The organism is Streptomyces sp. RLA131 (assembly GCF_056270125.1).
The window spans coordinates 6039740-6063651 of the sequence record NZ_JBWDOQ010000002.1; the positions used below are offsets into that span (position 1 = coordinate 6039740).

Consider the following 23912-nt stretch of genomic DNA (forward strand, 5'->3'; position numbering starts at 1 on the left):
GTGAGAACTCGCGGGATAACGTGCGAGACATGAACAAGAATGTCCGTCTCACCGCCTGGGTCCGCGGAAAGGTCCAGGGAGTGGGTTTCCGCTGGTGGACACGGGCGTACGCCCTGGAGACAGGGGGGCTGGCCGGCTATGTGAGCAATCTCGCAGACGGCCGGGTCCAGATCGTCGCCGAAGGGGACCGCGAGCGGTGCGAGCGGCTCCTGCTGTGGCTGCGGGACGGGGACACGCCCGGGAGGGTGGACGGCGTCACCGAGATCTGGGGTCTCCCCAGGGGTGGCTACGAGGGCTTCGAGATCCGCTGAGCCGCCACCGTCCTCGCAGGTGGACGCGCGGAGCACGACCCCGCCGGGAATCTCATGAACCAAGCTCTGCGGGGAGGTTGCCTTTTGCGGAACGGCATGCAAGGCTGCGGTCATCGAGGACGATCTACAGCCTCGCGGCATGCGACCGGCGCATATGCGGCGCCGTGATTTCTTAGGCATGCGCGACGAGTGGGCTGTGATCGTGTTGACCCTCAAACCATTTGGTGAGACGCTGGAAGCCCCGCCCACCGAGGTTGTTATGGCTTGAAAAAGACAACTCCGGAGCTACAGGGCGCGGGCCAAAACCCCTCACTCACGACCCAGACCGCTCCCGGTTCGGTCACTCAGCGTGGAGGACCATCCATCATGGCAAAGGCGCTTCTCGGTTACGTCGGCGGCCCCGACCCGCGACTTCTCTCCGAGATGCGAAGGCTGCAGCAGCGCGTTCAGGACCTGGAGTCCGAGCTTGTACGAATCCAGGCCGAGAACGATGCGCTTGCTGCCGCGTCGCACGAAGAGTCGCTGCTCAGCAGCATCGACGTACACCACGCGGAGCCCGTTCTCGCTTGATCCCGCTTTTCGGCGGATCAGTGGCGACGTGCCCCCTTGGGAATGTGCAAGGGACGCTCCGGCGTCCCTTCGTCATGTCCACCCCTGCCGCGCACCTGCGCCTGGCGTCTCCTCTGGACCTCCCGTGACCTCCACCCCTACGGTCTGATGTGCCCTGCGCGTACTCCCGTGAAACGCCGGGGCGGTCACCAAAGCGGAGGGTGAGCGGAGGGTAGGGTTCAGCGGCGTGCACCTCAAGAGCCTGACCCTGCGCGGGTTCAAGTCGTTCGCCTCGGCGACGACCCTGCGCTTCGAACCGGGCATCACCTGCGTCGTGGGCCCCAACGGCTCCGGCAAGTCCAATGTCGTGGACGCGCTGTCCTGGGTGATGGGCGAGCAGGGCGCGAAGTCGCTGCGCGGCGGCAAGATGGAGGACGTCATCTTCGCCGGCACCACCGGGCGGCCCCCGCTGGGCCGGGCCGAGGTGTCACTGACCATCGACAACAGCGACGGCGTGCTGCCCATCGAGTACGCCGAGGTCACCATCACGCGGATCATGTTCCGCGGCGGCAGCAGCGAGTACCAGATCAACGGCGACACCTGCCGGCTGCTCGACATCCAGGAGCTGCTCTCCGACTCCGGCATCGGCCGCGAGATGCACGTCATCGTCGGCCAGGGCCAGCTCGACTCCGTACTGCACGCCGATCCGATGGGCCGCCGCGCCTTCATCGAGGAGGCCGCGGGCGTGCTGAAGCACCGCAAGCGCAAGGAGAAAGCGCTGCGCAAGCTGGACGCGATGCAGGCCAACCTCGCCCGTGTCCAGGATCTCACCGGTGAACTGCGGCGACAGCTCAAGCCACTGGGACGGCAGGCGCAAGTGGCCCGCCGGGCAGCGGTCATCCAGGCCGATCTGCGCGACGCGCGCCTCCGGCTCCTTGCCGACGATCTTGTCACACTGCGGGACGCGCTGCGCACCGAAGTCGCCGACGAGGCGGCCCTCAAGGAGCACCGGGACACCGTCGGAGCGCTGCTCGCCGAGGCCGTCCGGCGCGAGGCCCGGCTGGAGGAGCAGGTCCGCGCCCTCGCCCCCCGGCTCGCCGACGCCCAGGCCACCTGGTACGGACTGTCGCAGCTGGCGGAGCGGGTCCGGGGCACCATCGGCCTCGCCGAGCAGCGGGTACGCCATGCCACCGGCCAGCCGCCCGAGGAGCGCCGGGGCCGCGACCCCGAGGACATGGAACGCGAGGCCGCCCGCATCCGCGAACAGGAGGCCGAACTGACGGAGGCGCTGGACGCCGCCCGGCGCGCCCTGGACGACACGGTCGGCCACCGGGCCGAACTGGAGCGCCGGCTGGCCGACGAGGACAAGCGGCTCAAGGCCGCCGCCCGCGCCCTCGCGGACCGCCGCGAAGGGCTCGCCCGGCTGCACGGCCAGGTCAACGCGGCCCGTTCCAGGGCCTCGTCGGCCGAGGCCGAGATCGGCCGGCTGTCCGCCGCCCGCCACGAGGCCCGGGACCGCGCCGAGTCCGCCCAGGAGGAGTACGAACAGCTCAGGGCGGAGGTCGAGGACCTGGACGCCGACGACTCCGAGCTCGACAAACGCCTGGACGCCGCCCAGCACGCCCGGTCCGCCGCCGACGCGGCACACTCCGCCGCCCGGGACGCCGCCACCGCCGCCGAACGCGAACGCGCCGCCACCGCCGCGCGGCACGACGCCCTCGCGCTGGGCCTTCGCCGCAAGGACGGCACCGGCGCCCTGCTGGCGGCGGGGGAGCGGCTGTCGGGTCTGCTCGGGCCCGCGGCGGGGCTGCTGACGGTCACCGCGGGATCCGAGGTGCCGGTCGCCGCCGCGCTGGGCGCCGCCGCCGACGCGGTGGCGGTCTCCGGCCCCGGGGCCGCCGCCGAGGCGCTGCGCCTGCTGCGCAGGGACGACGCGGGCCGGGCCGCGCTGCTGGTGGCGGACGGCGCCACCGCCGCCGGGCCGGGGGAGAGCGACCCGCACGGCGGGGGCGCGGTCCCCGCACGCGAGGCCGTGGCGGACGGCCGGGCCGTTCCGGCCGCGGGTCCTGCCGCCGGTCCTGCCGCCGGTCCCGCCTCGGGCCCCGCCGCCGGTCCCCAGCCGGCGTCGGCGCCCGCGCCCACCGTGACCGCCGCCGTCCCGCACGCCCGTACCGAGGCCGCCGACCCCGGGCTCGTCCACGCCGCAGCCCTGGTCTCGGGCCCCGCCGAACTGCTGCCCGCGGTACGGCGGTTGCTCCGGGACCACGTCGTCGTACCCACCCTCGCCGACGCGGAGGCGCTCGTCGCCGCGCACCCGCACCTCACGGCCGTCACCGCCGAAGGCGACATCCTGGGCGCGCACTTCGCGCAGGGCGGCTCCGCCGGCGCGCCCAGCCTCCTCGAAGTGCGGGCCGCCGTGGACGAGGCCGCCGCGGAGCTGGAGCGGCTGGCCGGGGTCTGCGAGGCCCTGGCCCAGGAGCAGAGCGGGGCGAAGGAACGCCGGGCGGCGGCGGCCCTCGTGGTGGACGAGCTGACCGGGCGGCGGCGCGCGGTGGAGAAGCAGAAGTCGTCCGTGGCCCAGCAGCTCGGCCGGCTGGCCGGCCAGGCGCGGGCGGCCGCCGGCGAGGCGGACCGTGCCGCGGCCGCCGTCGGCCGGGCGCAGGAGGCGATGGCCGCCGCCACCGAGGAGTTCGAGGAGCTGTCGTACCGCCTGGGCGAGGCCGAGGAGGCGGCCGCGGGCTCCGAGGACGGGGAGGAGCCGGACACCTCCGCCCGTGACCGGCTGGCCGCCGACGGCGCCAACGCCCGGCAGACCGAGATGGAGGCCCGCCTCCAGGCGCGCACCCACGAGGAGCGGGTCAAGGGCCTTGCCGGCCGGGCCGACGGCCTGGACCGGGCGGCCCACGCGGAGCGCGAGACCCGGGCCCGCGCGGCCCGCCGCAGGGCCCGTCTGGAGTACGAGGCCACCGTGGCCTCCGCCGTGCTGGCCGGAGCGCGCGGGCTGCTCGCCCACGTCCAGGTCTCGGTCACCCGGGCGGAGCAGGAGCGGGCGGCGGCCGAGGGGGCCAGGGCCGGGCGCGAGGCGGAACTCGGCGAGGAGCGCCGGCGGGGCCGGGAGCTGAAGTCGGAACTGGACCGGCTCACCGACGACGTCCACAAGGGCGAGGTCCTCGGCGCCGAGAAGCGGACGCGGATCGAGCAGCTGGAGGCCAAGGCGCTGGAGGACCACGGCATCGAGCCGGCCGGTCTGGTCGGCGAGTACGGTCCCGGGCTGCCGGTCCCGCCGTCGCCGCCCGCCGAGGGCGAGACGCTGCCGGAGGACCCGGAGCACCCGCGCAACCGGCCGCGTCCCTACGACCGCGCCGAGCAGGAGAAGCGGCTGAGGGCCGCCGAGAAGGCGTACGCGCAGCTCGGCAAGGTCAATCCGCTGGCCCTGGAGGAGTTCGCGGCGCTGGAGGAGCGGCACCAGTTCCTCAGCGAGCAGCTGGAGGACCTGAAGAAGACCCGGACGGATCTGCTCCAGGTCGTCAAGGAGGTGGACGAGCGGGTCGAGCAGGTCTTCACGGCCGCGTTCCACGACACGGCCCGGCAGTTCGAGGGGGTCTTCTCACGGCTCTTCCCGGGCGGTGAGGGCCGGCTGATCCTCACCGACCCGGAGAACATGCTGACCACCGGCGTCGACGTGGAGGCCCGTCCGCCGGGCAAGAAGGTCAAGCGGCTGTCGCTGCTGTCGGGCGGCGAGCGCTCGCTGACCGCCGTGGCGATGCTGGTGTCGATCTTCAAGGCCCGGCCGAGCCCGTTCTACGTGATGGACGAGGTCGAGGCGGCCCTGGACGACACCAACCTGCAGCGGCTGATCCGGATCATGGAGGAGCTGCAGGAGAGTTCGCAGCTCATCGTGATCACCCATCAGAAGCGCACGATGGAGGTCGCCGACGCGCTGTACGGGGTCTCCATGCAGGGGGACGGCGTGTCGAAGGTCATCAGCCAGCGGCTCCGCTAGAGAACTTGGTGTTTACATTCAACTAATAAATCAGGCCGACGACCCAGTATGGGGTCCCAGGCCGGATTTGGGCGCCCGCGGGGAAGTTTTGACTTCAATACTTGAAGGAATAAGGTCTTCAGCGATGTAACAGCCTTCGGGTGGTGCCGGTCGCCGTATCGGCTGACACTCAAAGATCAAGCCCCCCACCGGAGGGCTCAGCGCTGAGCCCCAGGAGTAACCGTGAGCAGCACCACACCCCAGGTCGACGCCGGAGGCCGCCGGGCCCATCCGGACCACCTCGGCCACGTCATCTTCATCACCGCGGCCGCCGCCATGGGCGGCTTCCTCTTCGGCTACGACAGCTCCGTCATCAACGGCGCCGTCGAAGGCATCCGCGGCAAGTACGACGTCGGCCCCGCCGCCCTCGCGCAGGTCGTCGCCATCGCCCTCATCGGCTGCGCGATCGGCGCCGCCACCGCCGGCCGGATCGCCGACCGCATCGGCCGTATCCGCGTGATGCAGATCGCCTCGGTGCTGTTCACCATCAGCGCCGTCGGCTCGGCGCTGCCCTTCGCCCTCTGGGACCTGGCCATGTGGCGGGTCATCGGCGGCTTCGCCATCGGCATGGCCTCCGTCATCGGCCCCGCCTACATCGCCGAAGTGGCCCCGGCGGCGTACCGCGGCCGGCTCGGTTCCTTCCAGCAGGCGGCGATCGTCACCGGCATCGCCATCTCCCAGCTCGTCAACTGGGGCATCCTGCAGGCCGCCGACGGCGACCAGCGCGGCACGCTCGTCGGCGGTCTCGAAGCCTGGCAGGTCATGCTCGGGGTGATGGTGGTCCCGGCCGTCCTCTACGGACTGCTGTCCCTGGCCATCCCCGAGTCGCCCCGCTACCTGATCGCCGCCGGCCGCATCCAGGACGCCGAGGCGGTGCTGCGCGACGTCGAGGGCTCCTCGGTCGATCTCGACGCGCGCATCGCCGAGATCCGCGACCACCTGCGCCGCGAGCACAAGCCCTCCTTCAAGGACCTGCTCGGCAGCCGCTTCAGCTTCCTGCGCATCGTCTGGATCGGTATCGGCCTGTCGGTCTTCCAGCAGCTCGTCGGCATCAACGTGATCTTCTACTACTCGGCGACGCTGTGGCAGTCCGTCGGTATCGACCCGAGCAGCTCCTTCCTCTACTCCTTCACCACGTCGATCATCAACATCATCGGTACCGTGATCGCGATGGTCTTCGTCGACCGCATCGGCCGCAAGCCGCTGGCCCTCATCGGCTCCGCCGGTATGACCCTCTCCCTCGCCCTGGTGGCCTGGGCCTTCGCCCACAAGACCGGCACCGGCGACAACATCAGCCTCCCGAACACCGAGGGCACGGTGGCCCTCGTCGGGGCCCACACCTTCGTGCTGTTCTTCGCGCTGTCCTGGGGTGTCGTGGTCTGGGTCTTCCTCGGCGAGATGTTCCCCAACCGGATCCGCGCCGCCGCCCTCGGCGTCGCCGCCTCCGCGCAGTGGATCGCCAACTGGGTCATCACGGCCAGCTTCCCGAGCCTGGCCGAGTGGAACCTGTCGGGGACCTACGTCATCTACGCGGCCTTCGCGGCCCTGTCGATCCCCTTCGTCCTGAAGTTCGTCCCGGAGACGAAGGGCAAGACGCTGGAGGAGATGGGCTGACCCCACGGTCCCCGCTGCCCGCTCGCCCCTCCCGCCGGTCTCCGGAGGCCCGGGCCCCGGCCCGGGCCGCCCGGCTCAGGCCTCCAGGCGCGGCACGACCTGCTCGGCGAAGAGCCGCAGGCTCCGCCAGCCCTCGTCGACGGGCATGCCGCCGCACAGCGGATGCAGCACCAGGCTCGCCTGCTCCCCGCCCGCCCCGGCCAGTTCGACGCACTCCTGCGGGGTGAGGATCCGGTAGACGCCCTCACGCCGCAGTTCGGCCACGGTCCGCGAGGCGGAGCGCACCGCCGAGCGGATGCCCTCGTTCTGCCAGGACGCGTACGTCAGCGCCTCCCGCAGCAGATACCCGCCGTACTCGGCCCAGGCCCGCTCCGGGTCCTCCGCGATGTGCAGCAGCGGCACCCGGGCCGGCGGCATGAGGCACCATCCCTCGGTGCCGTACTCCCGGGTCCGCGCCAGGTAGTAGGCCTCCAGCTCGGGCAGGTGCGCGCTGGGGAAGAAGGGCAGCCCCAGCCGGGCCGCCCGGCGCGCCGCCGCGCGTGAGCTGCCGGCGACCAGCAGCAGCGGGTGCGGCCGGGTGCACGGCACCGGGGTGACCCGGACGGTGCGGCCGCGGAAGGTGAAGGGCTCGCCGGTCCAGGCGGCGAGCAGGGTCTCCAGGACCTCGTCCTGCGCCGCGCCGCGCCGCTTCCAGTCGGCGCCGAGCGCCGCGTACTCCTCCTCGCGGTAGCCGATCCCGGCCACGGTGACCAGCCGGCCGCCGCCGAGCAGGTCGAGGACGGCGATGTCCTCCGCCAGCCGCAGCGGGTCGTAGAGCGGCCCGATCAGCGCGGAGACGGTGACCGCGATCCGCCGGGTCGCCCCCAGCACGGCTCCGGCGAAGACCAGCGGGGAGGGCAGCCAGCCGTCGGGGGAGGCGTGGTGCTCCTCGGTCTGGACGGTCGCCACGCCGTGCTCGTCGGCGTACGCGGCCATCTCCACGGCGGACCGGTAGCGGTGGGAGCGGGCATCGGGGGTACCGGCTGGGTCGACGAGATTGAAACGTACGACGGTGACGGCCATGGGCCGAAAATAACTGACACTGCGTCAGATGAATAGGGGTACGGCGGACGGCGGCGCCCTGCCGCCGCCCGCCTGCCGCGTGACCGATACTGGGGGAGTTATGGAAACCGTCATCCTTGCCGTAGTCATCGCCCTGGTCGCGGTCGTCGCGGCCGGCGGCCTCTTCGTGGGCACCCGCCGCAAGAAGCGGCAGCTGCCCCCCGCGCCGCCGTCCGCCGCACCGACGATCACCGCCCCGCCCGCCGAACCGCACGTCGGTGAGGACGCCGAGGTCCCCCGGGACGAACCCCGGCGGACCATCGAGGAAGTCGAGCTGCCCGAGGCTCCGGCCGGCCCCGCGGCGCCGGTTCTGGAGCTCGAACAGCCCGAACCCACCGCCGGCCGGCTGGTCCGGCTGCGTTCCCGGCTGTCGCGCTCCCAGAACACGCTCGGGAAGGGACTGCTCGCGCTGCTGTCCCGCGAGCACCTCGACGAGGACACCTGGGAGGAGATCGAGGAGACCCTCCTGACCGCCGACGTCGGCGTGACGCCGACCCAGGAACTGGTCGAGCGGCTGCGTACCCGGGTGAAGGTGCTCGGCACCCGTACGCCCGCCGAGCTGCGCTCACTGCTGCGCGAGGAACTGCTCAACCTGCTCGGCACGGACTTCGACCGCGCCCTGCGGACCGACGGCCACGAGGAGCAGCCGGCCGTCGTCATGGTCGTCGGCGTCAACGGCACCGGCAAGACCACCACCACCGGCAAGCTCGCCCGTGTCCTGGTCGCCGACGGCCGCAGCGTCGTCCTCGGCGCCGCCGACACCTTCCGCGCCGCCGCCACCGAGCAGCTCCAGACCTGGGGCGACCGGGTCGGCGCCCGCACCGTCCGCGGCCCCGAGGGCGGCGACCCCGCCTCGGTGGCCTTCGACGCCGTCAAGGAGGGCATCGCCGAGGGCGCCGACGTCGTACTCATCGACACGGCCGGGCGGCTGCACACCAAGACCGGCCTCATGGACGAGCTCGGCAAGGTCAAGCGCGTCGTGGAGAAGCACGGGCCCGTCGACGAGATCCTCCTCGTCCTGGACGCCACCACCGGCCAGAACGGCCTCGTCCAGGCCCGTGTCTTCGCCGAGGTCGTCGACATCACCGGCATCGTCCTGACCAAGCTCGACGGAACCGCCAAGGGCGGCATCGTCATCGCGGTCCAGCGCGAGCTGGGCGTGCCGGTGAAGCTGGTGGGCCTGGGCGAGGGCGCGGACGACCTGGCGCCGTTCGAACCGGAGGCGTTCGTGGACGCCCTGATCGGCGAGGCGTAGCAGCCCCGCGCCCCCCGGGGTGACCGCCCTGGGCCCGTCCGACAAATGGCGCCGGCCGTGCGGAGGGCGGGTCCCGCCCGCCGGCCGTGCGGAGGCGGCTCCCGCCCGGCTGCCTAGGCGCGGCCGCGCTGGCAGACGTACGCCAGGGTGCCGAGCAGGAGGCGGGCCTCGGGGGGCTGGGGGGCCGTGTCGAAGGCGGGCGCGCGCAGCCAGCGGACGGGGCCCAGCCCCGCGAGGTCGGACGGCGGAGCGGTGACGTGGTCGCCGGGGCCGAGACAGCGCAGGTCCAGGTCGGCGTCGTCCCAGCCCATCCGGTAGAGCAGGTGCGGCAGCTCCGCGGCGGCGCCGGGGGCCACGAAGAACTGGGCCCGCCCGGTGGGCGTGGCGGCCACGGGGCCGAGCCGCAGCCCCATGCGTTCCAGCCGGACCAGGGCGCGGAGCCCGGGGCGTTCGGCCACCTCGATGATGTCGAAACAGCGCCCCACCGGCAGCAGCACCGACGCGCCGGGGGCCTGGTCCCACGCGGCCGTGACCTCCTCCAGCGTGGCGCCGGCCGGGACCACCCCGGCGAAGGGGAGCGGATGCGCGCCGGGGGCGACGCAGTGCGCGACACCGCAGGAGCACTCGCCGCCGCGCGAGGCGCGCGCGCCGGGCGTGACGTCCCAGCCGCACAACCCGGTGTACTCCGCGACCGTCGTGCACGCCGAGGCTCGTGTCCGGCGGCGCGCGCCCTGCCGCATGTACGGCATGTCGCGAATGGTCCGCATGCTGCCGATAGTGAAGCCCATGACACCCCCAACGGGTCGCGGTCGCAGATGGTTACGCCCGCGCCTGATCAGCCGACTCCCGTGTGATCGGCATGTGTCAAGTGAATCGCCTATGGCCACGGCGTAGTTCATTCGAAGGGGTGGCGAATGGTGGCGATTCGCCACCGGGGCTCGCCGGACGGGTGATCGTAGGATTACTTTCGGTTCATCAAGCCGCGCGAAATCGCTTCCGCCGACGGTTGTGCCGGGGGCAAGCGGGGGAGTCGCGGATGTGATCAAGCCCTATCGTTGGCAACGGCGTTGGGCGTCGGGCGACCCGGGGCGACCCGGAATGTCGGAATGGGGGCCTCTCGGTGGCCGGCACACAGGACAAGCAGCCCAACGCGCAGCTGAACTCGTGGTTCGTGCGCAGCGGCTGGTCCAAGGGCGAGCTGGCGCGCCAGGTCAACCGCCGGGCCCGGCAGATGGGCGCACTGCACGTCAGCACCGACACCTCGCGGGTGCGCCGCTGGCTGGACGGCGAGCAGCCGCGCGAGCCGATCCCGAGAATCCTCTCCGAGCTGTTCTCCGAGCGCTTCGGCTGTGTGGTGCCGGTCGAGGACCTGGGGCTGCGTTCGGTGCACCAGCCGACCGCCTCCTCGGGAGTGGACCTGCCGTGGGCCGGCCCGCAGACCGTGCAGCTGATCAACGAGTTCTCCCGCAGCGACCTGATGCTCGGCCGTCGCGGCTTCCTCGGGGCCTCGCTGGCGCTGGCGGCCGGCCCGGCCCTGGTCGAGCCGATGCAGCGCTGGCTGCTGCCGGCCCCGCCGGGCTTCCCCGACGCCGGGCTCCCCCTGCCCCGGGACCCCGGGACAAGCGGCCGGGTCTCGCGCCTTTCGGAGCCCGAGCTGGAGCTGCTGGAGGCCACCACGGTGATGTTCCGCCAGTGGGACAGCCAGTGCGGCGGCGGGCTGCGCCGCAAGGCCGTCGTCGGGCAGCTGCACGAGGTGACCGACCTGCTCCAGGAGCCGCACCCGCAGCGGGTCGCCAGGCGGCTGTACCGGGTCACCGCCGACCTCGCGGCGCTGGCCGGCTGGATGTCGTACGACATCGGGCTCCAGCCGACCGCCCAGAAGTACTTCGTGCTGGCCCTGCACGCCGCCAAGGAGGCCGACGACCGGCCGCTGGGCGCCTTCGTGCTGTCCAGCATGAGCCGCCAGATGATCCACCTGAACCGCCCGGACGACGCCCTGGAGCTCATCCACCTCGCGCAGTACGGCAGCCGGGACAGCGCCGGCGCCACCACCCAGGCGATGCTGTACGCGATGGAGGCCCGCGCCTACGCGGGCATGGGCCAGGTCAGCAAGTGCCACCGGGCGGTGCGGATGGCCGAGGACAGCTTCACCGACTCCCGCGCCGCCGAGGACCCGGACTGGATCAGCTTCTTCAACGAGGCCGAGCTCAACGCGGAGAACGCCCACTCCTACCGCGACCTGGCCTACGTGGCCGGCCGCAGCCCCACCTACGCCTCGCTCGCCCACCCCGTCATGGCGCGGGCCGTCGAGCTCTTCGGCGAGGACCCGGTGCACCAGCGGGCGTACGCCCTCAACCTGATCGGCATGGCCTCGGTGCACCTGCTGCAACGCGAGCCGGAGCAGGCCGCCGACCTGACGATCCAGGCCATCGGGGTCGCCCGGAAGATCCGCTCCGAGCGGGTCAACACCCGTATCCGCAAGACCTCCGACACCGCCCTGCGCGACTTCGGGGACGTGCCCGCCGTGGCCCAGCTCACCGAGCGGCTGGCGACCCATCTGCCGGAGGTCGCGGAGACCGCCTGAGCCCCGCGCCGCGCCGCTTCCCGGCGCGCGCACCGCCCCTCCGCGCCGGGAGCTCCTCCGGTCCGGCGAAGAACCCCGGCCGCGGCCGCCATCCCGATCAGCCCGACTCGGCTCCCCCACGCCAGGTCAACCGGATGGTGACCGCGGCCGGTCCACTGTGTCCCGGCCAGTGTGTCCGGGCCCCCGTACGGCCCGCGCCCGGCCGACGTATACAGCTCGCGGGGGCCGCCAGGGGGTCACAGACTAGTCACGGCGGCAACCGGTGGGATGGCGATTCACCCCTACGTAACATGCCCGACTTGTTCGTCACGGCGACGAAACATCGAGCGGCACTGACGGAAACCCGCATTAGGCAATCTCATGGCCAAAACCGGCCCACCGTACTCACCCCCCGCACGGGCCGTTCGGATGACGAGATGACGAGGAGACGCCGATGGCAGCAAGCCTCCTGACGCTTGCCGCGGATGCACCCAAGATCGATACCGGCAATACGGCGTTCATGCTGATCAGCGCCGCGCTGGTGCTGGTGATGACCCCCGGTCTCGCTTTCTTCTACGGCGGCATGGTCCGGGTCAAGAGCGCCCTGAACATGCTGATGATGAGCTTTGTGGCCATCGCCATTGTGACGGTGCTCTGGACCCTCTACGGATTCAGCATCGCGTTCGACAGCGGCAGCGGCCTCCTGGGCGGCTTCGACTGGCTCGGCATGCGCGGAATCGGCAATACCGAGGTGTGGGTCAACGGCGTACCGACCTATGTCTTCGCCGTCTTCCAGCTGATGTTCGCGATCATCACCCCGGCCCTGATCAGCGGCGCCCTCGCGGACCGCGTGAAGTTCGTCGCCTGGTCGATCTACATCACCCTGTGGGTCACGATCGTGTACTTCCCGGTCGCCCACTGGGTCTGGGCCTCCGACGGCTGGCTCTTCAAGTACGGCGTGATCGACTTCGCCGGTGGTACGGCGGTCCACATCAACGCCGGTGCGGCGGCCCTGGGCGCGATCCTCGTCATCCGTAAGCGCGTCGGCTTCAAGAAGGACCCGTTCCGTCCGCACAGCCTGCCGCTGGTCATGCTCGGCGCCGGTCTGCTGTGGTTCGGCTGGTTCGGCTTCAACGCCGGCTCGTGGGTCGCGGCCGACGGTGTCGCCGGTATCGCCTTCACCAACACCCAGGTCGCCACCGCCGCCGCCGTCCTCGGCTGGCTGGCGTACGAGAAGATCAAGCACGGCTCCTTCACCACCCTGGGCGCGGCCTCCGGCGCGGTCGCCGGTCTGGTCGCCATCACCCCCGCCTGCGGTTCGGTCAGCCCGCTCGGCGCCATCGCGGTCGGCGTCATCGCCGGTGTCGCCTGCGCCGCCGCGGTCGGCCTGAAGTACAAGTTCGGCTACGACGACTCGCTCGACGTCGTCGGCGTCCACATGGTCGGCGGCATCGTCGGCTCCCTGCTCATCGGCTTCTTCGCCACCGGCGGCGTCGGCCAGGACGTCAAGGGCCTGTTCTACGGCGGCGGCGCGGCCCAGCTCGGCAAGCAGGCCGTCGGTGTCACCGTGGTCCTGTTCTACTCGCTGATCGTCTCCGCCATCCTTGCCAAGGTCATCGACCTGGTGATCGGATTCACCGTCAGTGAGGACGACGAGGTCGCGGGTATCGACCAGGTCGAGCACGCCGAGACCGCGTACGACTTCGCGGGTGTCGGCGGCGCCGCCCGCGCGGTCGCCTCCGCCCTGGACAGCAGCGACAGCAAGAAGGTGGACGCGTGAAGCTCATCACGGCGGTTGTCAAGCCGCACCGGCTGGACGAGATCAAGGAGGCGCTGCAGGCCTTCGGCGTACAGGGCCTCACGGTCACCGAGGCCAGCGGCTACGGCCGCCAGCGCGGACACACCGAGGTCTACCGCGGTGCCGAGTACACCGTCGACCTCGTCCCGAAGATCCGCATCGAGGTGCTGGTCGAGGACACCGACGCCGAACAGCTGATCGAGGTCGTCGTCAAGGCCGCCCGCACCGGCAAGATCGGTGACGGCAAGGTCTGGTCGGTCCCGGTCGAGACCGCGGTCCGGGTCCGTACCGGCGAGCGCGGCCCCGACGCGCTGTGACACCCCGGGGCGCGGCCAGGGAATTCCCTGGCCGCGCCCCACACTTGTTGCTGAAGGTATGTAGAGCCTGCGTCTGGAGTCAGCGTGACGGAAAGCGTCGAAGCGAAAGCCAGCGACGAAAACGACCCCGCAGGCTACGCGGCGGCCCGGCTGCGCCTCCTGACCGAGGAGGGGCCCTCGGGTCCGCCACGCCGCAAGGCCCTGGCGGACCTCACCGACCGCTGGCTGGCCGCGCTGACCCACGGCGCCGCCGCCGAGGCCGGGGTGACCGGCTTCGCCCTGGTCGCCGTCGGCGGCTACGGCAGGGGCGAACTCTCCCCGCGCAGCGACCTGGACCTGCTGCTCCTGCACGACGGCTCCGAGAAGGCCGGCCCGGTCGCCTCGCTGGCCGACAAGGTCTGGTACCCCGTCTGGGACCTCGGACTGGCCCTGGACCACTCCGTACGCACCCCCGCCGAGGCCCGCGGAACAGCGGCCGAGGACCTCAAGGTCCAGCTCGGACTGCTGGACGCCCGGCACATCGCCGGCGACGCCGCCCTCACCGCGGGCCTGCGCACCGCGATCCTCGCCGACTGGCGCAACCAGGCCCCCAAGCGGCTGCCGGCGCTGCACGAGCTGTGCGTCGAGCGCGCCGAACGGCAGGGCGAACTGGCCTATCTCCTGGAACCCGACCTCAAGGAGGCCCGGGGCGGCCTGCGCGACGCCACGGCCCTGCGCGCCGTCGCCGCGTCCTGGCTCGCCGACGCCCCCCGCGAGGGCCTGGAGGACGCCCGTACGCGCCTGCTGGACGCCCGCGACGCCCTGCACCTGGTCACCGGCCGTGCCACCGACCGGCTCGCCCTCCAGGAGCAGGACCAGGTCGCCACCACGCTCGGCCTGCTGGACGCCGACGCCCTGCTGCGGCAGGTCTACGAAGCCGCCCGCACCGTCTCCTACGCCTCCGACGTCACCTGGCGCGAGGTCGGCCGGGTGCTGCGCTCCCGCCAGATGCGCCCCAAGCGCCGCGGACTGCTCGGACTGGGCCGCGGCGAGGCCGCCCCGACCCCCGCCGAGCGCACCCCGCTCGCCGACGGCGTCGTCGAACACGACGGCGAGGCCGTGCTGGCCCGCTCCGCCAGGCCCGACCGCGACCCCGTCCTGCCGCTGCGCGCCGCGGCCGCCGCCGCGCAGACCGGACTTCCGCTGTCCCTGCACACCGTACGGCGGCTCGCGCAGGCCGCCCGGCCGCTGCCCGTGCCGTGGCCCGCCGAGGCCCGTGAGCAGCTGCTCACCCTGCTGGGCGCCGGCGAGTCCACCGTCCCGGTCTGGGAGGCGCTGGAGGCCGAGGGCCTGATCACCCGGCTGCTGCCCGACTGGGAGCGGGTCCGCTGCCGCCCGCAGCGCAACGCCGTCCACATCTGGACCGTCGACCGGCACCTGGTGGAGTGCGCGGTGCGCGCCTCGGCGCTGACCCGCCGCGTCAGCCGCCCCGACCTGCTGCTGATCGGCGCCCTGCTGCACGACATCGGCAAGGGCTGGCCCGGCGACCACTCGGTGGCCGGCGAGGTCATCGCCCGTGACGTCGCGGCCCGGCTGGGCTTCGGCCGCGCCGACGTCGACACCCTGGCCCTGCTGGTCCGCCACCACCTGCTGCTCATCGACACCGCCACCCGGCGCGACCTCGACGACCCCGCCACCGTGCAGGTCGTCGCCGACGCCGTCCGCGACACCGAGACGCTGGAACTGCTGCACGCCCTCACCGAGGCCGACGCGCTGGCCACCGGCCCGGCCGCCTGGAGCACCTGGCGGGCCTCGCTCGTCACCGACCTGGCCAAGCGGGTCGCCGAGGTCCTGTCCAGCGGAGCCGTCCCCGAGCCCACCGCGCCCGAGCCCACCGCCGAGGAGGAGCGGCTCGCCGTGGAGGCCGCCCGCACCGGCGGCCCGGCGCTGGCCCTGCACGCGCACGCCGAGCCCGACCCCGAGTCCGACACCGACTCCGAGGACAGCCGGCAGGTCGGCGTCGAGCTGCTGCTCGCCGTCCCCGACCGCCCGGGACTGCTCGCCGCGGCCGCCGGTGTCCTCGCCCTGCACCGCCTCACCGTGCGGGCCGCCGACCTGCGCTCCGTGGACCCCCTGGGCGGCGCCGCCGTCACCCTGCTGCGCTGGCGTGTCGCCGCCGAGTACGGCTCGCTGCCCGAGGCGGCCCGGCTGCGGGCCGACCTCGACCGGGCCTTCGGCGGCACCCTCGACATCGGCTCCCGGCTCGCCGAACGCGAGTCGGCCTATCCGCGGCGCCGGGGTGTCACCGCGCCGCCGCCGCGCGTCACCGTCGCCACCGGCTCCTCGGACTCCGCCACCGTCATCGAGATCCGGGCCCAGGACGCCCCCGGCCTGCTGCACCGCATCGGCCGCGCCCTGGAACTCACCGGCGTCAGCGTCCGCTCCGCCCGCATCAGCACCCTGGGCGCCAACGCGGTCGACGCCTTCTACGTCACCGGCGCCGACGGCTCGCCGCTGCCCGACGTACGGGCGGCGGAGGTCGCGCGTGACGTCGAGGCGGCGCTCCGCTGACGCGGGGCCGCCGCCCCTGCCTGCCGGATCCGGCAGGCAGGGATGATTGTCCGGCCGGGGCGGATACCCTAGAGGACGATCCACCCTGCCCCCGCCCCCGACCCTGAGGACCGACGAGCGCCGTGTTCGATACTCTCTCCGACCGCTTGGCGAACACCTTCAAAACCCTCCGGGGCAAAGGGAGGCTCTCCGAGGCGGACATCGACGCCACGGCGCGTGAGATCCGTATCGCTCTGCTCGAAGCGGATGTCGCGCTTCCGGTTGTCCGCGCGTTCATCGCGAAGATCAAGGAACGGGCGGCCGGCGCCGAGGTCTCGCAGGCGCTGAACCCGGCCCAGCAGGTCATCAAGATCGTCAACGAGGAGCTGGTCGGCATCCTCGGCGGCGAGACCCGCCGTCTGCGCTTCGCCAAGCAGCCGCCGACCGTCATCATGCTCGCGGGTCTGCAGGGTGCCGGTAAGACCACCCTCGCCGGAAAGCTCGGCCTGTGGCTCAAGGGCCAGGGCCACACCCCGCTGCTGGTCGCCGCCGACCTCCAGCGGCCCAACGCCGTCAACCAGCTGTCGGTCGTCGCCGAGCGGGCCGGGGTCACGGTGTTCGCCCCGGAGCCGGGCAACGGCGTCGGCGACCCGGTGAAGGTCGCCAAGGACTCGATCGAGTACGCCAGGACCAAGCTGCACGACGTGGTCATCGTCGACACCGCAGGCCGGCTCGGCATCGACGCCGAGCTGATGCGGCAGGCCGCCGACATCCGCGACGCGGTCAGCCCGGACGAGATCCTCTTCGTCGTCGACGCGATGATCGGCCAGGACGCGGTCAACACCGCCGAGGCCTTCCGCGACGGCGTCGGCTTCGACGGCGTCGTGCTGTCCAAGCTGGACGGCGACGCCCGCGGCGGTGCCGCGCTGTCGATCGCGCATGTGACCGGCCGCCAGATCATGTTCGCCTCCAACGGCGAGAAGCTGGACGAGTTCGACGCCTTCCACCCGGACCGGATGGCCTCGCGCATCCTCGGCATGGGCGACATGCTCAGCCTGATCGAGAAGGCCGAGCAGACCTTCTCCCAGGCCGAGGCCCAGAAGATGGCCGAGAAGCTGGCGAAGGGCCCGAAGGAGTTCACCCTCGACGACTTCCTCCAGCAGATGGAGCAGGTCCGGAAGATGGGATCGATCTCCAAGCTGCTCGGCATGCTGCCCGGCATGGGACAGATCAAGGACCAGATCGCCAACCTCGACGAGCGGGACGTGGACCGCACGGCGGCGATCATCAAGTCGATGACCCCCGCCGAGCGCCAGGACCCGACGATCATCAACGGCTCCCGCCGGGCCCGGGTCGCCCGCGGCTCGGGCGTGGACGTCAGCGCGGTCAAGAGCCTGGTCGAGCGGTTCTTCGAGGCCCGCAAGATGATGTCCCGGATGGCCCAGGGCGGCGGGATCCCCGGCATGCCGGGCATCCCGGGCATGGGCGGCGGCGCCGGCCGGCAGAAGAAGCAGGTCAAGCAGGCCAAGGGCAAGCGCAAGTCGGGCAACCCGATGAAGCGCAAGGCCGATGAGCAGGCGGCTGCCGCCCGGCGCGAGCAGCAGGCCGGCGGAGCCTTCGGCCTCCCGGCCGGGCAGGAGAACTTCGAGCTGCCCAAGGAGTTCAAGGACCTCCTGCCTCCCCAGTAGCGGGCGTTCCCGGCCCGGGTGGGCGTGAACGACAATGGCGCAATGCGAGTTACGATCCGCGAGCCGCGCCCCGCAGACATTCCCGCGTACGCCGAGGCCGTCGTCCGCTCCGCCGAGCATGTCGGCCGGTGGAATCCGGTCGATCCCGACGGGCTGCCCGAACTGCTGCGGCAGCAGGGCGCGTCGCTGCGTACCTTCCTGGTCATCGACGGGGCCGGCGGCGGCGGCGTGGCTGGGGGCGGGGGCGTCGGCGGGGGCGTCGGTGGGGGCGACGTCGGCGTCGGCGGGATCGTCGGCAAGTGCAATGTCGCGAACATCGCCCGGGGCCGCTTCCGCAACGCCACGCTGGGCTACGACAGCTATCTGCCGTACGCCGGGACCGGCCGGATGACCGAGGGCATGCGGCTGGTCGTCGACCGCTGCTTCGCGGCGAGCCCGGACGGTCTGGGGCTGCACCGGCTGGAGATCAATGTGCAGCCGGAGAACGAGCGGTCCATCGCGCTGGCGAAGCGGCTCGGTTTCCGGCACGAGGGTTTCTCGCCGCGCTTCCTGTTCCTGAACGACGCCTGGCGGGACCACGAGCGCTTCGCGCTGACGGTGGAGGACTGGCCCGGACTCTGATCGCCGGCCCCGGTCGCCCCGGCCCCGGTCGCCCCGGGCCCGGCCCGGCGGGCCACGCTCCGGGGGCGACACCCCAGCTCTTGTCCGTATTGTTCTAATATGAGCAATTCTGTGCCGCCCCGGCAGAAGCCCGACGACCCGTGGCGTTCGGAGGGTGCGCCCAAGCCGCCCACGTCCCCGCGCCGACGGCTGGGCGGCTGGGGCTGGATGATCCTCACCGCGGTGGCGGTCTTCGTGGTCACGGATCTGGTGCTCTCCCTGCTCACCGGGGGCAGGACGCCGACGGTGTCGTACACCGAGTTCGACAGGCAGCTCGGCGCCGACAACATCTCGAAGATCTACTCCAAGGGCGACGCCATCGAGGGGCAGCTCAAGAAGGAGCAGCCCGTTCCCCCCGGTGACGGCGGCGGGAAGTACACCAAGTTCAAGACCCAGCGGCCGGTCTTCGCCGACGACGACCTGTGGGCCACGCTGGCCCGTAACAAGGTCACCGTCACCGCAGAGCCGGTGGTCAAGGAACGCAGCGTCATGTACAACCTGCTGATCTCGCTGGCGCCGATGGCGGTCCTCGTCCTGCTGTGGATCCTCATCGGCCGCCGGCTGAGCCGGGCCATGGCCGGCGGGGGAGGCCTGGGCGGCGGACTCGGCGGCTTCGGCCGCAAGGCACCGCCCAAACCCGTGGTCCGGGAGGAGGGCCGGCGCACCACCTTCGAGGACGTGGCCGGCATCGACGAGGTCGAAGCCGAGTTGAGCGAGGTCGTCGACTTCCTCAAGCGGCCCGACGCCTACCGCGCGCTGGGCGCCCGGATGCCGCGCGGAGTGCTGCTGGCCGGCCCGCCCGGCACCGGCAAGACGCTGCTGGCCCGCGCCGTGGCGGGAGAGGCCGACGTGCCGTTCTTCTCGGCCTCGGCGTCGGAGTTCATCGAGATGATCGTCGGTGTCGGCGCGGGACGGGTCCGGGAACTGTTCGCCGAGGCCCGCAAGGTCGCCCCGGCGATCATCTTCATCGACGAGATCGACACCATCGGCCGGGCCCGGGGTGCCGCCGGCGGCATCGGCGGCCACGACGAGCGCGAGCAGACGCTCAACCAGATCCTCACCGAGATGGACGGCTTCTCCGGCTCCGAGGGCGTCGTCGTCGTCGCCGCCACCAACCGTCCCGACGTCCTCGACCCCGCCCTGACCCGGCCGGGACGCTTCGACCGTACGGTCCACGTCAGCCCGCCCGACCGGCCCGGCCGTGAGGCGATCCTGCGCATCCACACCCGCGAGGTCCCCCTGGAGGACAACGTCGACCTCCTGCAGGTCGCCCGCACCACCCCCGGCATGACCGGCGCCGAACTCGCCAACCTCGCCAACGAGGCGGCGCTGCTCGCCGTCAAGCGAGGCAAGAGCGCCGTCGGGCAGTCCGAGCTCTCCGAGGCCCTGGAGAAGATCCAGCTCGGCGCGGAACGCCCGCTCGTCATGCCTCAGGAGGAGCGCCGCCGCACCGCCTACCACGAGTCCGGGCACGCACTGCTGGGCATGCTCCAGCCCGGCGCGGACCCGGTCCGCAAGATCACCATCGTGCCGCGCGGCCGGGCCCTCGGCGTCACCCTCTCCACCCCCGACGCGGACCGCTACGCCTACACGGAGGAGTACCTGCGCGGCCGCATCATCGGCGCACTGGGCGGTATGGCCGCCGAACACGTCGTCTTCGGCGTCATCACCACCGGCGCCGAGAACGACCTGGAGCAGGTCACCAAACTCGTCCGCGGCATGGTCGGCCGGTGGGGCATGAGCGAACGGGTGGGCCCGCTCAGCGCCATCCCGGGCGACGGGCAGCAGCCGTACGGGCTGTCCGCCGCGCCCGCGACGCTCGATGTCGTGGACGCGGAGATGCGGCGCATCGTGGACGAGTGCTACGGCACCGCCTGCCACCTGCTCGGCGCACACCGCGACCAGCTCGACGCGCTGTCGGCCGCGCTGCTGGAGGCGGAGACCCTGGAGGAGGCCGAGGCGTACGCGGCCGCGGGCATCACGCGCCTGGCCAAGACCGAGGGCTGACGGGCCGGGACCGGGGCCCGGGCGGGACCGGGGCCGGGGCCGGGGTCGTGCGAGGGCCGGGGGTCGGGGGTCGGGCGCCGGGGGCGAGGCCTTTGAGGGGGCCTTCCTACGTCCGGGCGATGAGATACCGGAAGACGTTCTCCATGCGCACGCCGCCGTCCGGACGGCGGTAGGGGTGCAGGGCCTCGGCGAGTTCCTTCTCGACCTGCTCCTGGTCGGTGGCGGCCACGGCGTCGTCGAAGAGCCCGGTGGAGAGCATCCCGCGCACCGCGCTGTCCATGTCGGCGTAGCCGAAGGGGCAGGAGACCCGGCCCGAGCCGTCCGGCCGCAGGCCTGCGGCCCGGGCGAGTTCCTCCAGGTCGTCACGGCCGCTGAGCCGCAGCCGGCCCGCCGGCCCCCGGGGCTCGGCGAGACGGGCGGCGACCCGGAGCACGCGGTGGGTGGCACAGCGTTCGGAGGGTCCCCAGCCGGCCAGGACCACGGGGGTGCCGCGTCCGCCGAGAGCGGCGGCCGCCGCGAGCGCCGGGGCCGGTAAACCGGCCCGGGTGGCCGGGTCGAGAGCGGTGACCAGGGTGAACGGTCCGGCCGAGGCGGGCAGCCGCTCGGGTCCGCCGAGCACCAAGCGGACGGCGTCCGGCCGGCCCCGGCCCGCCGCCGGGGCGCCGTATCGCGGCGGCCCGGGCGGCAGCAGCCGCTCCCGGGCCAGCTCCAGCCGCCGTTCGTCCGGTTCGCACCCGGTGACGCGGGCGCCCCGGGCCGCCGCCATGAGCAGCGCAAGACCCGAACCGCAGCCCAGGCCGAGCATCCTTGTGCCAGGGCCCACACCGAGCCGCTCGTACACGGCCTCGTACAGCGGGACGAGCATCCGTTCCTGGATCTCTGCCCAGTCCCGGGCCCCTTCCCGGGCTCGTTCCAGGGCCCCGGAGCGGGCCCGGGAACGGAAATGGACGCGTGCGCGTGCGAGGGTAGGTGTCATCGAGCCAGCCCCAATCCGCCGAGTCGTCGCTTTCCCCCGTGTGCGATGTCCCGAAAGCCAGACAACTCCCCTTCGGGCCCCGCGTCCAGGGGTTGGGGACGGTTCCTTGTGTGCGGACCGTGTGCGCTCCGGTACAGCGCGCCAGATCGCCGATTCACGTTTGACCACCCCGCCGCCGTACCATCTGCGCCATGGCAAAGGCTCCCGTACTCACCCCCCAGGCGGCCGACTTCCCGCGCTGGTACCAGGACCTGGTCAACAAGGCCGAGCTGGCCGACAACGGTCCGGTGCGCGGCACCATGGTCATCCGGCCCTACGGGTACTCCCTCTGGGAGCGGATGCAGCAGGAGATGGACGCGCGCATCAAGGAGGCCGGTGCGCAGAACGCCTACTTCCCGCTCTTCATCCCGCAGTCGTACCTGACCCGCGAGGCCGAGCACGTCGAGGGCTTCGCCCCCGAGCTCGCGGTGGTCACGCACGGCGGCGGCAAGGAACTGGACGAGCCGGTCGTCGTCCGCCCCACCTCCGAGACGATCATCAACGAGTACTTCTCCAAGTGGGTGCAGAGCTACCGCGACCTGCCACTGCTGATCAACCAGTGGGCGAACGTGGTCCGCTGGGAGATGCGGCCCCGGGTCTTCCTGCGCACGACGGAATTCCTCTGGCAGGAGGGCCACACCGCGCACGCCACCTACGAGGACGCCCGCGCCTACGCCGCCATGATCCACCGTGAGGTGTACGGCGACTTCATGACCAACGTCCTCGGCATCGACGTCGTCCTGGGCCGCAAGACCGCCCGGGAGCGTTTCGCCGGCGCGATCAACACCCTGACCCTCGAAGGGATGATGGGCGACGGCAAGGCCCTGCAGATGGGCACCAGCCATGAGCTGGGCACCAACTTCGCCAAGGCCTTCAACACCTCGTACCTGTCCGCCGAGGGCAAGCAGGAACTTGTCTGGCAGACCTCGTGGGGTGTCTCGACCCGCATGGTCGGCGGCCTGATCATGTCCCACGGCGACGACAGCGGCCTGCGCGTGCCGCCGAGGCTGGCACCCGTCCAGGTGGTCGTCCTGGCGATCAAGGGCGACGACACGGTCATCGCCAAGGTCCGTGAGATCGGCGCCGCGCTCAAGGCGGCCGGCCTCCGGGTCCAGGTCGACGACCGCACCGACACCCCGTTCGGACGCCGGGCGGTGGACTGGGAGCTCAAGGGCGTACCGGTGCGGGTCGAGGTCGGCCCGCGCGACCTGGAGAACGGCACCGCGATGCTGGCCCGCCGCATTCCGGGCGGCAAGGAACCGGTGGCCCTCGACGCGCTGGACGCCCTGCTCCCCAAGGTGCTGGAGGAGGACCAGGCCACCCTGCTGCGCCAGACGCGCGAGCGCCGTGAGGCCCGGACCGTCGATGTGACCGGTATCGGCGAGGCCGTCGAGGCCGCCGCCACCGGCTGGGGCCGCATCCCGTGGGCCGACCTGGGCCCGGAGGGCGAGGCCCGCCTCGCCGGGCAGGGCGTCTCCGTACGCTGCCTGGTCGCCGAGGACGGCTCGGTACCGGCCGCGGACGACGCGCCGGGCACCGTCGCGATCGTCGCACGGGCCTACTGACGGCCTCCGGTCGGACGATGACCGAAAAGCGGCGTAGGTAATCGGTAGTACGTCCCGGCTTATGGGCGGGTGCGCGGGTTCTCCCCTGTTCTCCGCACCCGCCCTCAGTCATGGGAATCACTCAGAACTGACCGTTGAGTGCAAATTATTTGGGATGCCCCGGAATCGGAACACCGGGCGGTCCCGGCTCGTTGTCACGACGTGAGCACGACACCACCAGTTCTCGCCGCCGAACTGGCAGTCGCGTGGGCCGACATTCAACGGCACCACCCCGAACTGCCGGATCTGGCCGCCCCAGAGTCCCTGATCGGAGAGTCCTCGTCCGCCTGCGGCGTCGAGCTCTCCTTCGAACGGCTGCTGCACGAGGCCGTGCACGGAGTCGCCGCCGCCCGCGGCATCCGTGACACCTCGCGCGCGGGCCGTTACCACAACCGACGCTTCCTGGCGATCGCCGACGAACTCGGCCTGGACCACTCCGAGGAGCCGCATCCCAGTAGCGGCTTCTCCCTGGTCCAGCTACGCCCGGACACCAAGAAGCGCTATCGAGCCACTATCGACAGGCTCCAGCGCGCCCTCAAGGCCCACACCGCGGCGACCACCGCCGACACCGCCCGCAGCTTCCGCGGCCCGGCGGCCCGGCACGGCTCGTCCGGGGGCGGCGTCCGGGTGAAAGCCGTGTGCGACTGCGGGCGCAACGTCCGGGTCGTACCGTCCGTGCTGGCGCAGGCACCGATCGTCTGCGGCGCGTGCGGCACCCCCTTCCGTATCCCGGAGGCGGCGGCGGTCGCCTGAACGGCCGGCCCTTCTGCCGTGCGGCGAGCACGTACGGGGCGTACGGCAGCGTGCCCGCCGTATGGCAGAATGGTCAGCTGAGCACTCGGCAGCCGTGCAGGACCCC

General features: G+C 72.3%; 17 protein-coding genes. 14 read left to right on the forward strand and 3 right to left on the reverse strand.

Translation table 11 applies throughout. The features are described from left to right. Positions 1-29 precede the first annotated feature (29 nt). The 4 genes from RWE79_RS28360 (at position 30) to RWE79_RS28375 (ending at position 6516) form a co-directional block, all read left to right on the forward strand. Complete coding sequence (locus RWE79_RS28360) at positions 30-311, forward strand: acylphosphatase (RefSeq protein WP_475942898.1); 282 nt, start codon at positions 30-32, stop codon at positions 309-311. Between the two features lie 366 nt (positions 312-677). Next, positions 678-881, forward strand: coding sequence for a hypothetical protein (locus tag RWE79_RS28365; protein WP_475942899.1), 204 nt, complete (start codon positions 678-680; stop codon positions 879-881). Between the two features lie 226 nt (positions 882-1107). Beyond that, positions 1108-4863, forward strand: coding sequence for an AAA family ATPase (locus RWE79_RS28370; RefSeq protein ID WP_475942900.1), 3756 nt, complete (start codon positions 1108-1110; stop codon positions 4861-4863). Positions 4864-5085: 222 nt separating this feature from the next. Next, positions 5086-6516, forward strand: a complete 1431-nt coding sequence (locus RWE79_RS28375; protein ID WP_475942901.1) for a sugar porter family MFS transporter — start codon at positions 5086-5088, stop codon at positions 6514-6516. 75 nt (positions 6517-6591) lie between these two features. Here RWE79_RS28375 and RWE79_RS28380 read toward each other — a convergent pair whose 3' ends face one another. After that, positions 6592-7578 carry an LLM class flavin-dependent oxidoreductase gene (locus RWE79_RS28380; protein WP_475942902.1) on the reverse strand — a complete coding sequence of 329 codons (987 nt, stop codon included), beginning with the start codon at positions 7576-7578 and terminating at the stop codon, positions 6592-6594. A 100-nt stretch (positions 7579-7678) separates the two neighbouring features. Between RWE79_RS28380 and ftsY the strand changes: the two genes are divergently transcribed. After that, entirely contained in the window at positions 7679-8872 is a 1194-nt protein-coding gene (ftsY, locus tag RWE79_RS28385) for a signal recognition particle-docking protein FtsY (protein ID WP_475942903.1), read from the forward strand. Positions 8873-8985: 113 nt separating this feature from the next. Here the strand turns inward: ftsY and RWE79_RS28390 are convergent, their stop codons facing one another. Then, the gene (locus RWE79_RS28390; protein ID WP_475942904.1) at positions 8986-9660 is read right to left on the reverse strand and encodes a bifunctional DNA primase/polymerase; all 675 of its coding nucleotides are present in this window, start codon (positions 9658-9660) and stop codon (positions 8986-8988) included. 332 nt (positions 9661-9992) lie between these two features. On the opposite strand from RWE79_RS28390, the gene nsdA reads away from it, so the two are divergent. From nsdA to ftsH, 7 genes are all read left to right on the forward strand, one after another. After that, positions 9993-11456: a transcriptional repressor NsdA gene (gene nsdA, locus RWE79_RS28395; RefSeq protein WP_475942905.1), complete on the forward strand. Its 1464-nt coding sequence runs from the start codon at positions 9993-9995 to the stop codon at positions 11454-11456. Between the two features lie 433 nt (positions 11457-11889). Continuing rightward, positions 11890-13215 carry an ammonium transporter gene (locus RWE79_RS28400; RefSeq protein ID WP_475942906.1) on the forward strand — a complete coding sequence of 442 codons (1326 nt, stop codon included), beginning with the start codon at positions 11890-11892 and terminating at the stop codon, positions 13213-13215. Further along, positions 13212-13550: a P-II family nitrogen regulator gene (locus RWE79_RS28405; RefSeq protein WP_475942907.1), complete on the forward strand. Its 339-nt coding sequence runs from the start codon at positions 13212-13214 to the stop codon at positions 13548-13550. Before RWE79_RS28400 ends, RWE79_RS28405 begins: the two co-directional genes overlap by 4 nt. Positions 13551-13634: 84 nt before the next feature. Then, entirely contained in the window at positions 13635-16100 is a 2466-nt protein-coding gene (locus RWE79_RS28410) for a [protein-PII] uridylyltransferase (RefSeq protein ID WP_475942908.1), read from the forward strand. Positions 16101-16222: 122 nt separating this feature from the next. Further along, complete coding sequence (gene ffh / locus RWE79_RS28415) at positions 16223-17767, forward strand: signal recognition particle protein (RefSeq protein WP_475942909.1); 1545 nt, start codon at positions 16223-16225, stop codon at positions 17765-17767. Positions 17768-17809: 42 nt separating this feature from the next. Next, a complete protein-coding gene (locus RWE79_RS28420; protein ID WP_475942910.1) occupies positions 17810-18388 on the forward strand; it encodes a GNAT family N-acetyltransferase in 579 nt (192 codons plus the stop codon). A 99-nt stretch (positions 18389-18487) separates the two neighbouring features. Continuing rightward, positions 18488-20434 carry an ATP-dependent zinc metalloprotease FtsH gene (ftsH, locus tag RWE79_RS28425; protein WP_475942911.1) on the forward strand — a complete coding sequence of 649 codons (1947 nt, stop codon included), beginning with the start codon at positions 18488-18490 and terminating at the stop codon, positions 20432-20434. 106 nt (positions 20435-20540) lie between these two features. Here the strand turns inward: ftsH and RWE79_RS28430 are convergent, their stop codons facing one another. After that, positions 20541-21410, reverse strand: a complete 870-nt coding sequence (locus RWE79_RS28430; RefSeq protein ID WP_475942912.1) for a class I SAM-dependent methyltransferase — start codon at positions 21408-21410, stop codon at positions 20541-20543. Positions 21411-21601: 191 nt separating this feature from the next. Between RWE79_RS28430 and proS the strand changes: the two genes are divergently transcribed. Then, positions 21602-23014: a proline--tRNA ligase gene (proS, locus tag RWE79_RS28435; protein ID WP_475942913.1), complete on the forward strand. Its 1413-nt coding sequence runs from the start codon at positions 21602-21604 to the stop codon at positions 23012-23014. Positions 23015-23215: 201 nt separating this feature from the next. Continuing rightward, positions 23216-23806 carry a hypothetical protein gene (locus RWE79_RS28440; RefSeq protein ID WP_475942914.1) on the forward strand — a complete coding sequence of 197 codons (591 nt, stop codon included), beginning with the start codon at positions 23216-23218 and terminating at the stop codon, positions 23804-23806. Positions 23807-23912: the final 106 nt, after the last annotated feature.

Bases quoted from the DNA above. Each gene is read 5' to 3' on its own strand.
- RWE79_RS28390 (WP_475942904.1), bottom strand. From the start codon at position 9,660: ATGGGCTTCACTATCGGCAGCATGCGGACCATTCGCGACATGCCGTAC.
- ftsH (WP_475942911.1), top strand. From the start codon at position 18,488: ATGAGCAATTCTGTGCCGCCCCGGCAGAAGCCCGACGACCCGTGGCGT.
- RWE79_RS28365 (WP_475942899.1), top strand. From the start codon at position 678: ATGGCAAAGGCGCTTCTCGGTTACGTCGGCGGCCCCGACCCGCGACTT.
- proS (WP_475942913.1), top strand. From the start codon at position 21,602: ATGGCAAAGGCTCCCGTACTCACCCCCCAGGCGGCCGACTTCCCGCGC.
- RWE79_RS28360 (WP_475942898.1), top strand. From the start codon at position 30: ATGAACAAGAATGTCCGTCTCACCGCCTGGGTCCGCGGAAAGGTCCAG.
- RWE79_RS28430 (WP_475942912.1), bottom strand. From the start codon at position 21,410: ATGACACCTACCCTCGCACGCGCACGCGTCCATTTCCGTTCCCGGGCC.
- RWE79_RS28420 (WP_475942910.1), top strand. From the start codon at position 17,810: ATGCGAGTTACGATCCGCGAGCCGCGCCCCGCAGACATTCCCGCGTAC.
- ftsY (WP_475942903.1), top strand. From the start codon at position 7,679: ATGGAAACCGTCATCCTTGCCGTAGTCATCGCCCTGGTCGCGGTCGTC.
- RWE79_RS28400 (WP_475942906.1), top strand. From the start codon at position 11,890: ATGGCAGCAAGCCTCCTGACGCTTGCCGCGGATGCACCCAAGATCGAT.
- RWE79_RS28380 (WP_475942902.1), bottom strand. From the start codon at position 7,578: ATGGCCGTCACCGTCGTACGTTTCAATCTCGTCGACCCAGCCGGTACC.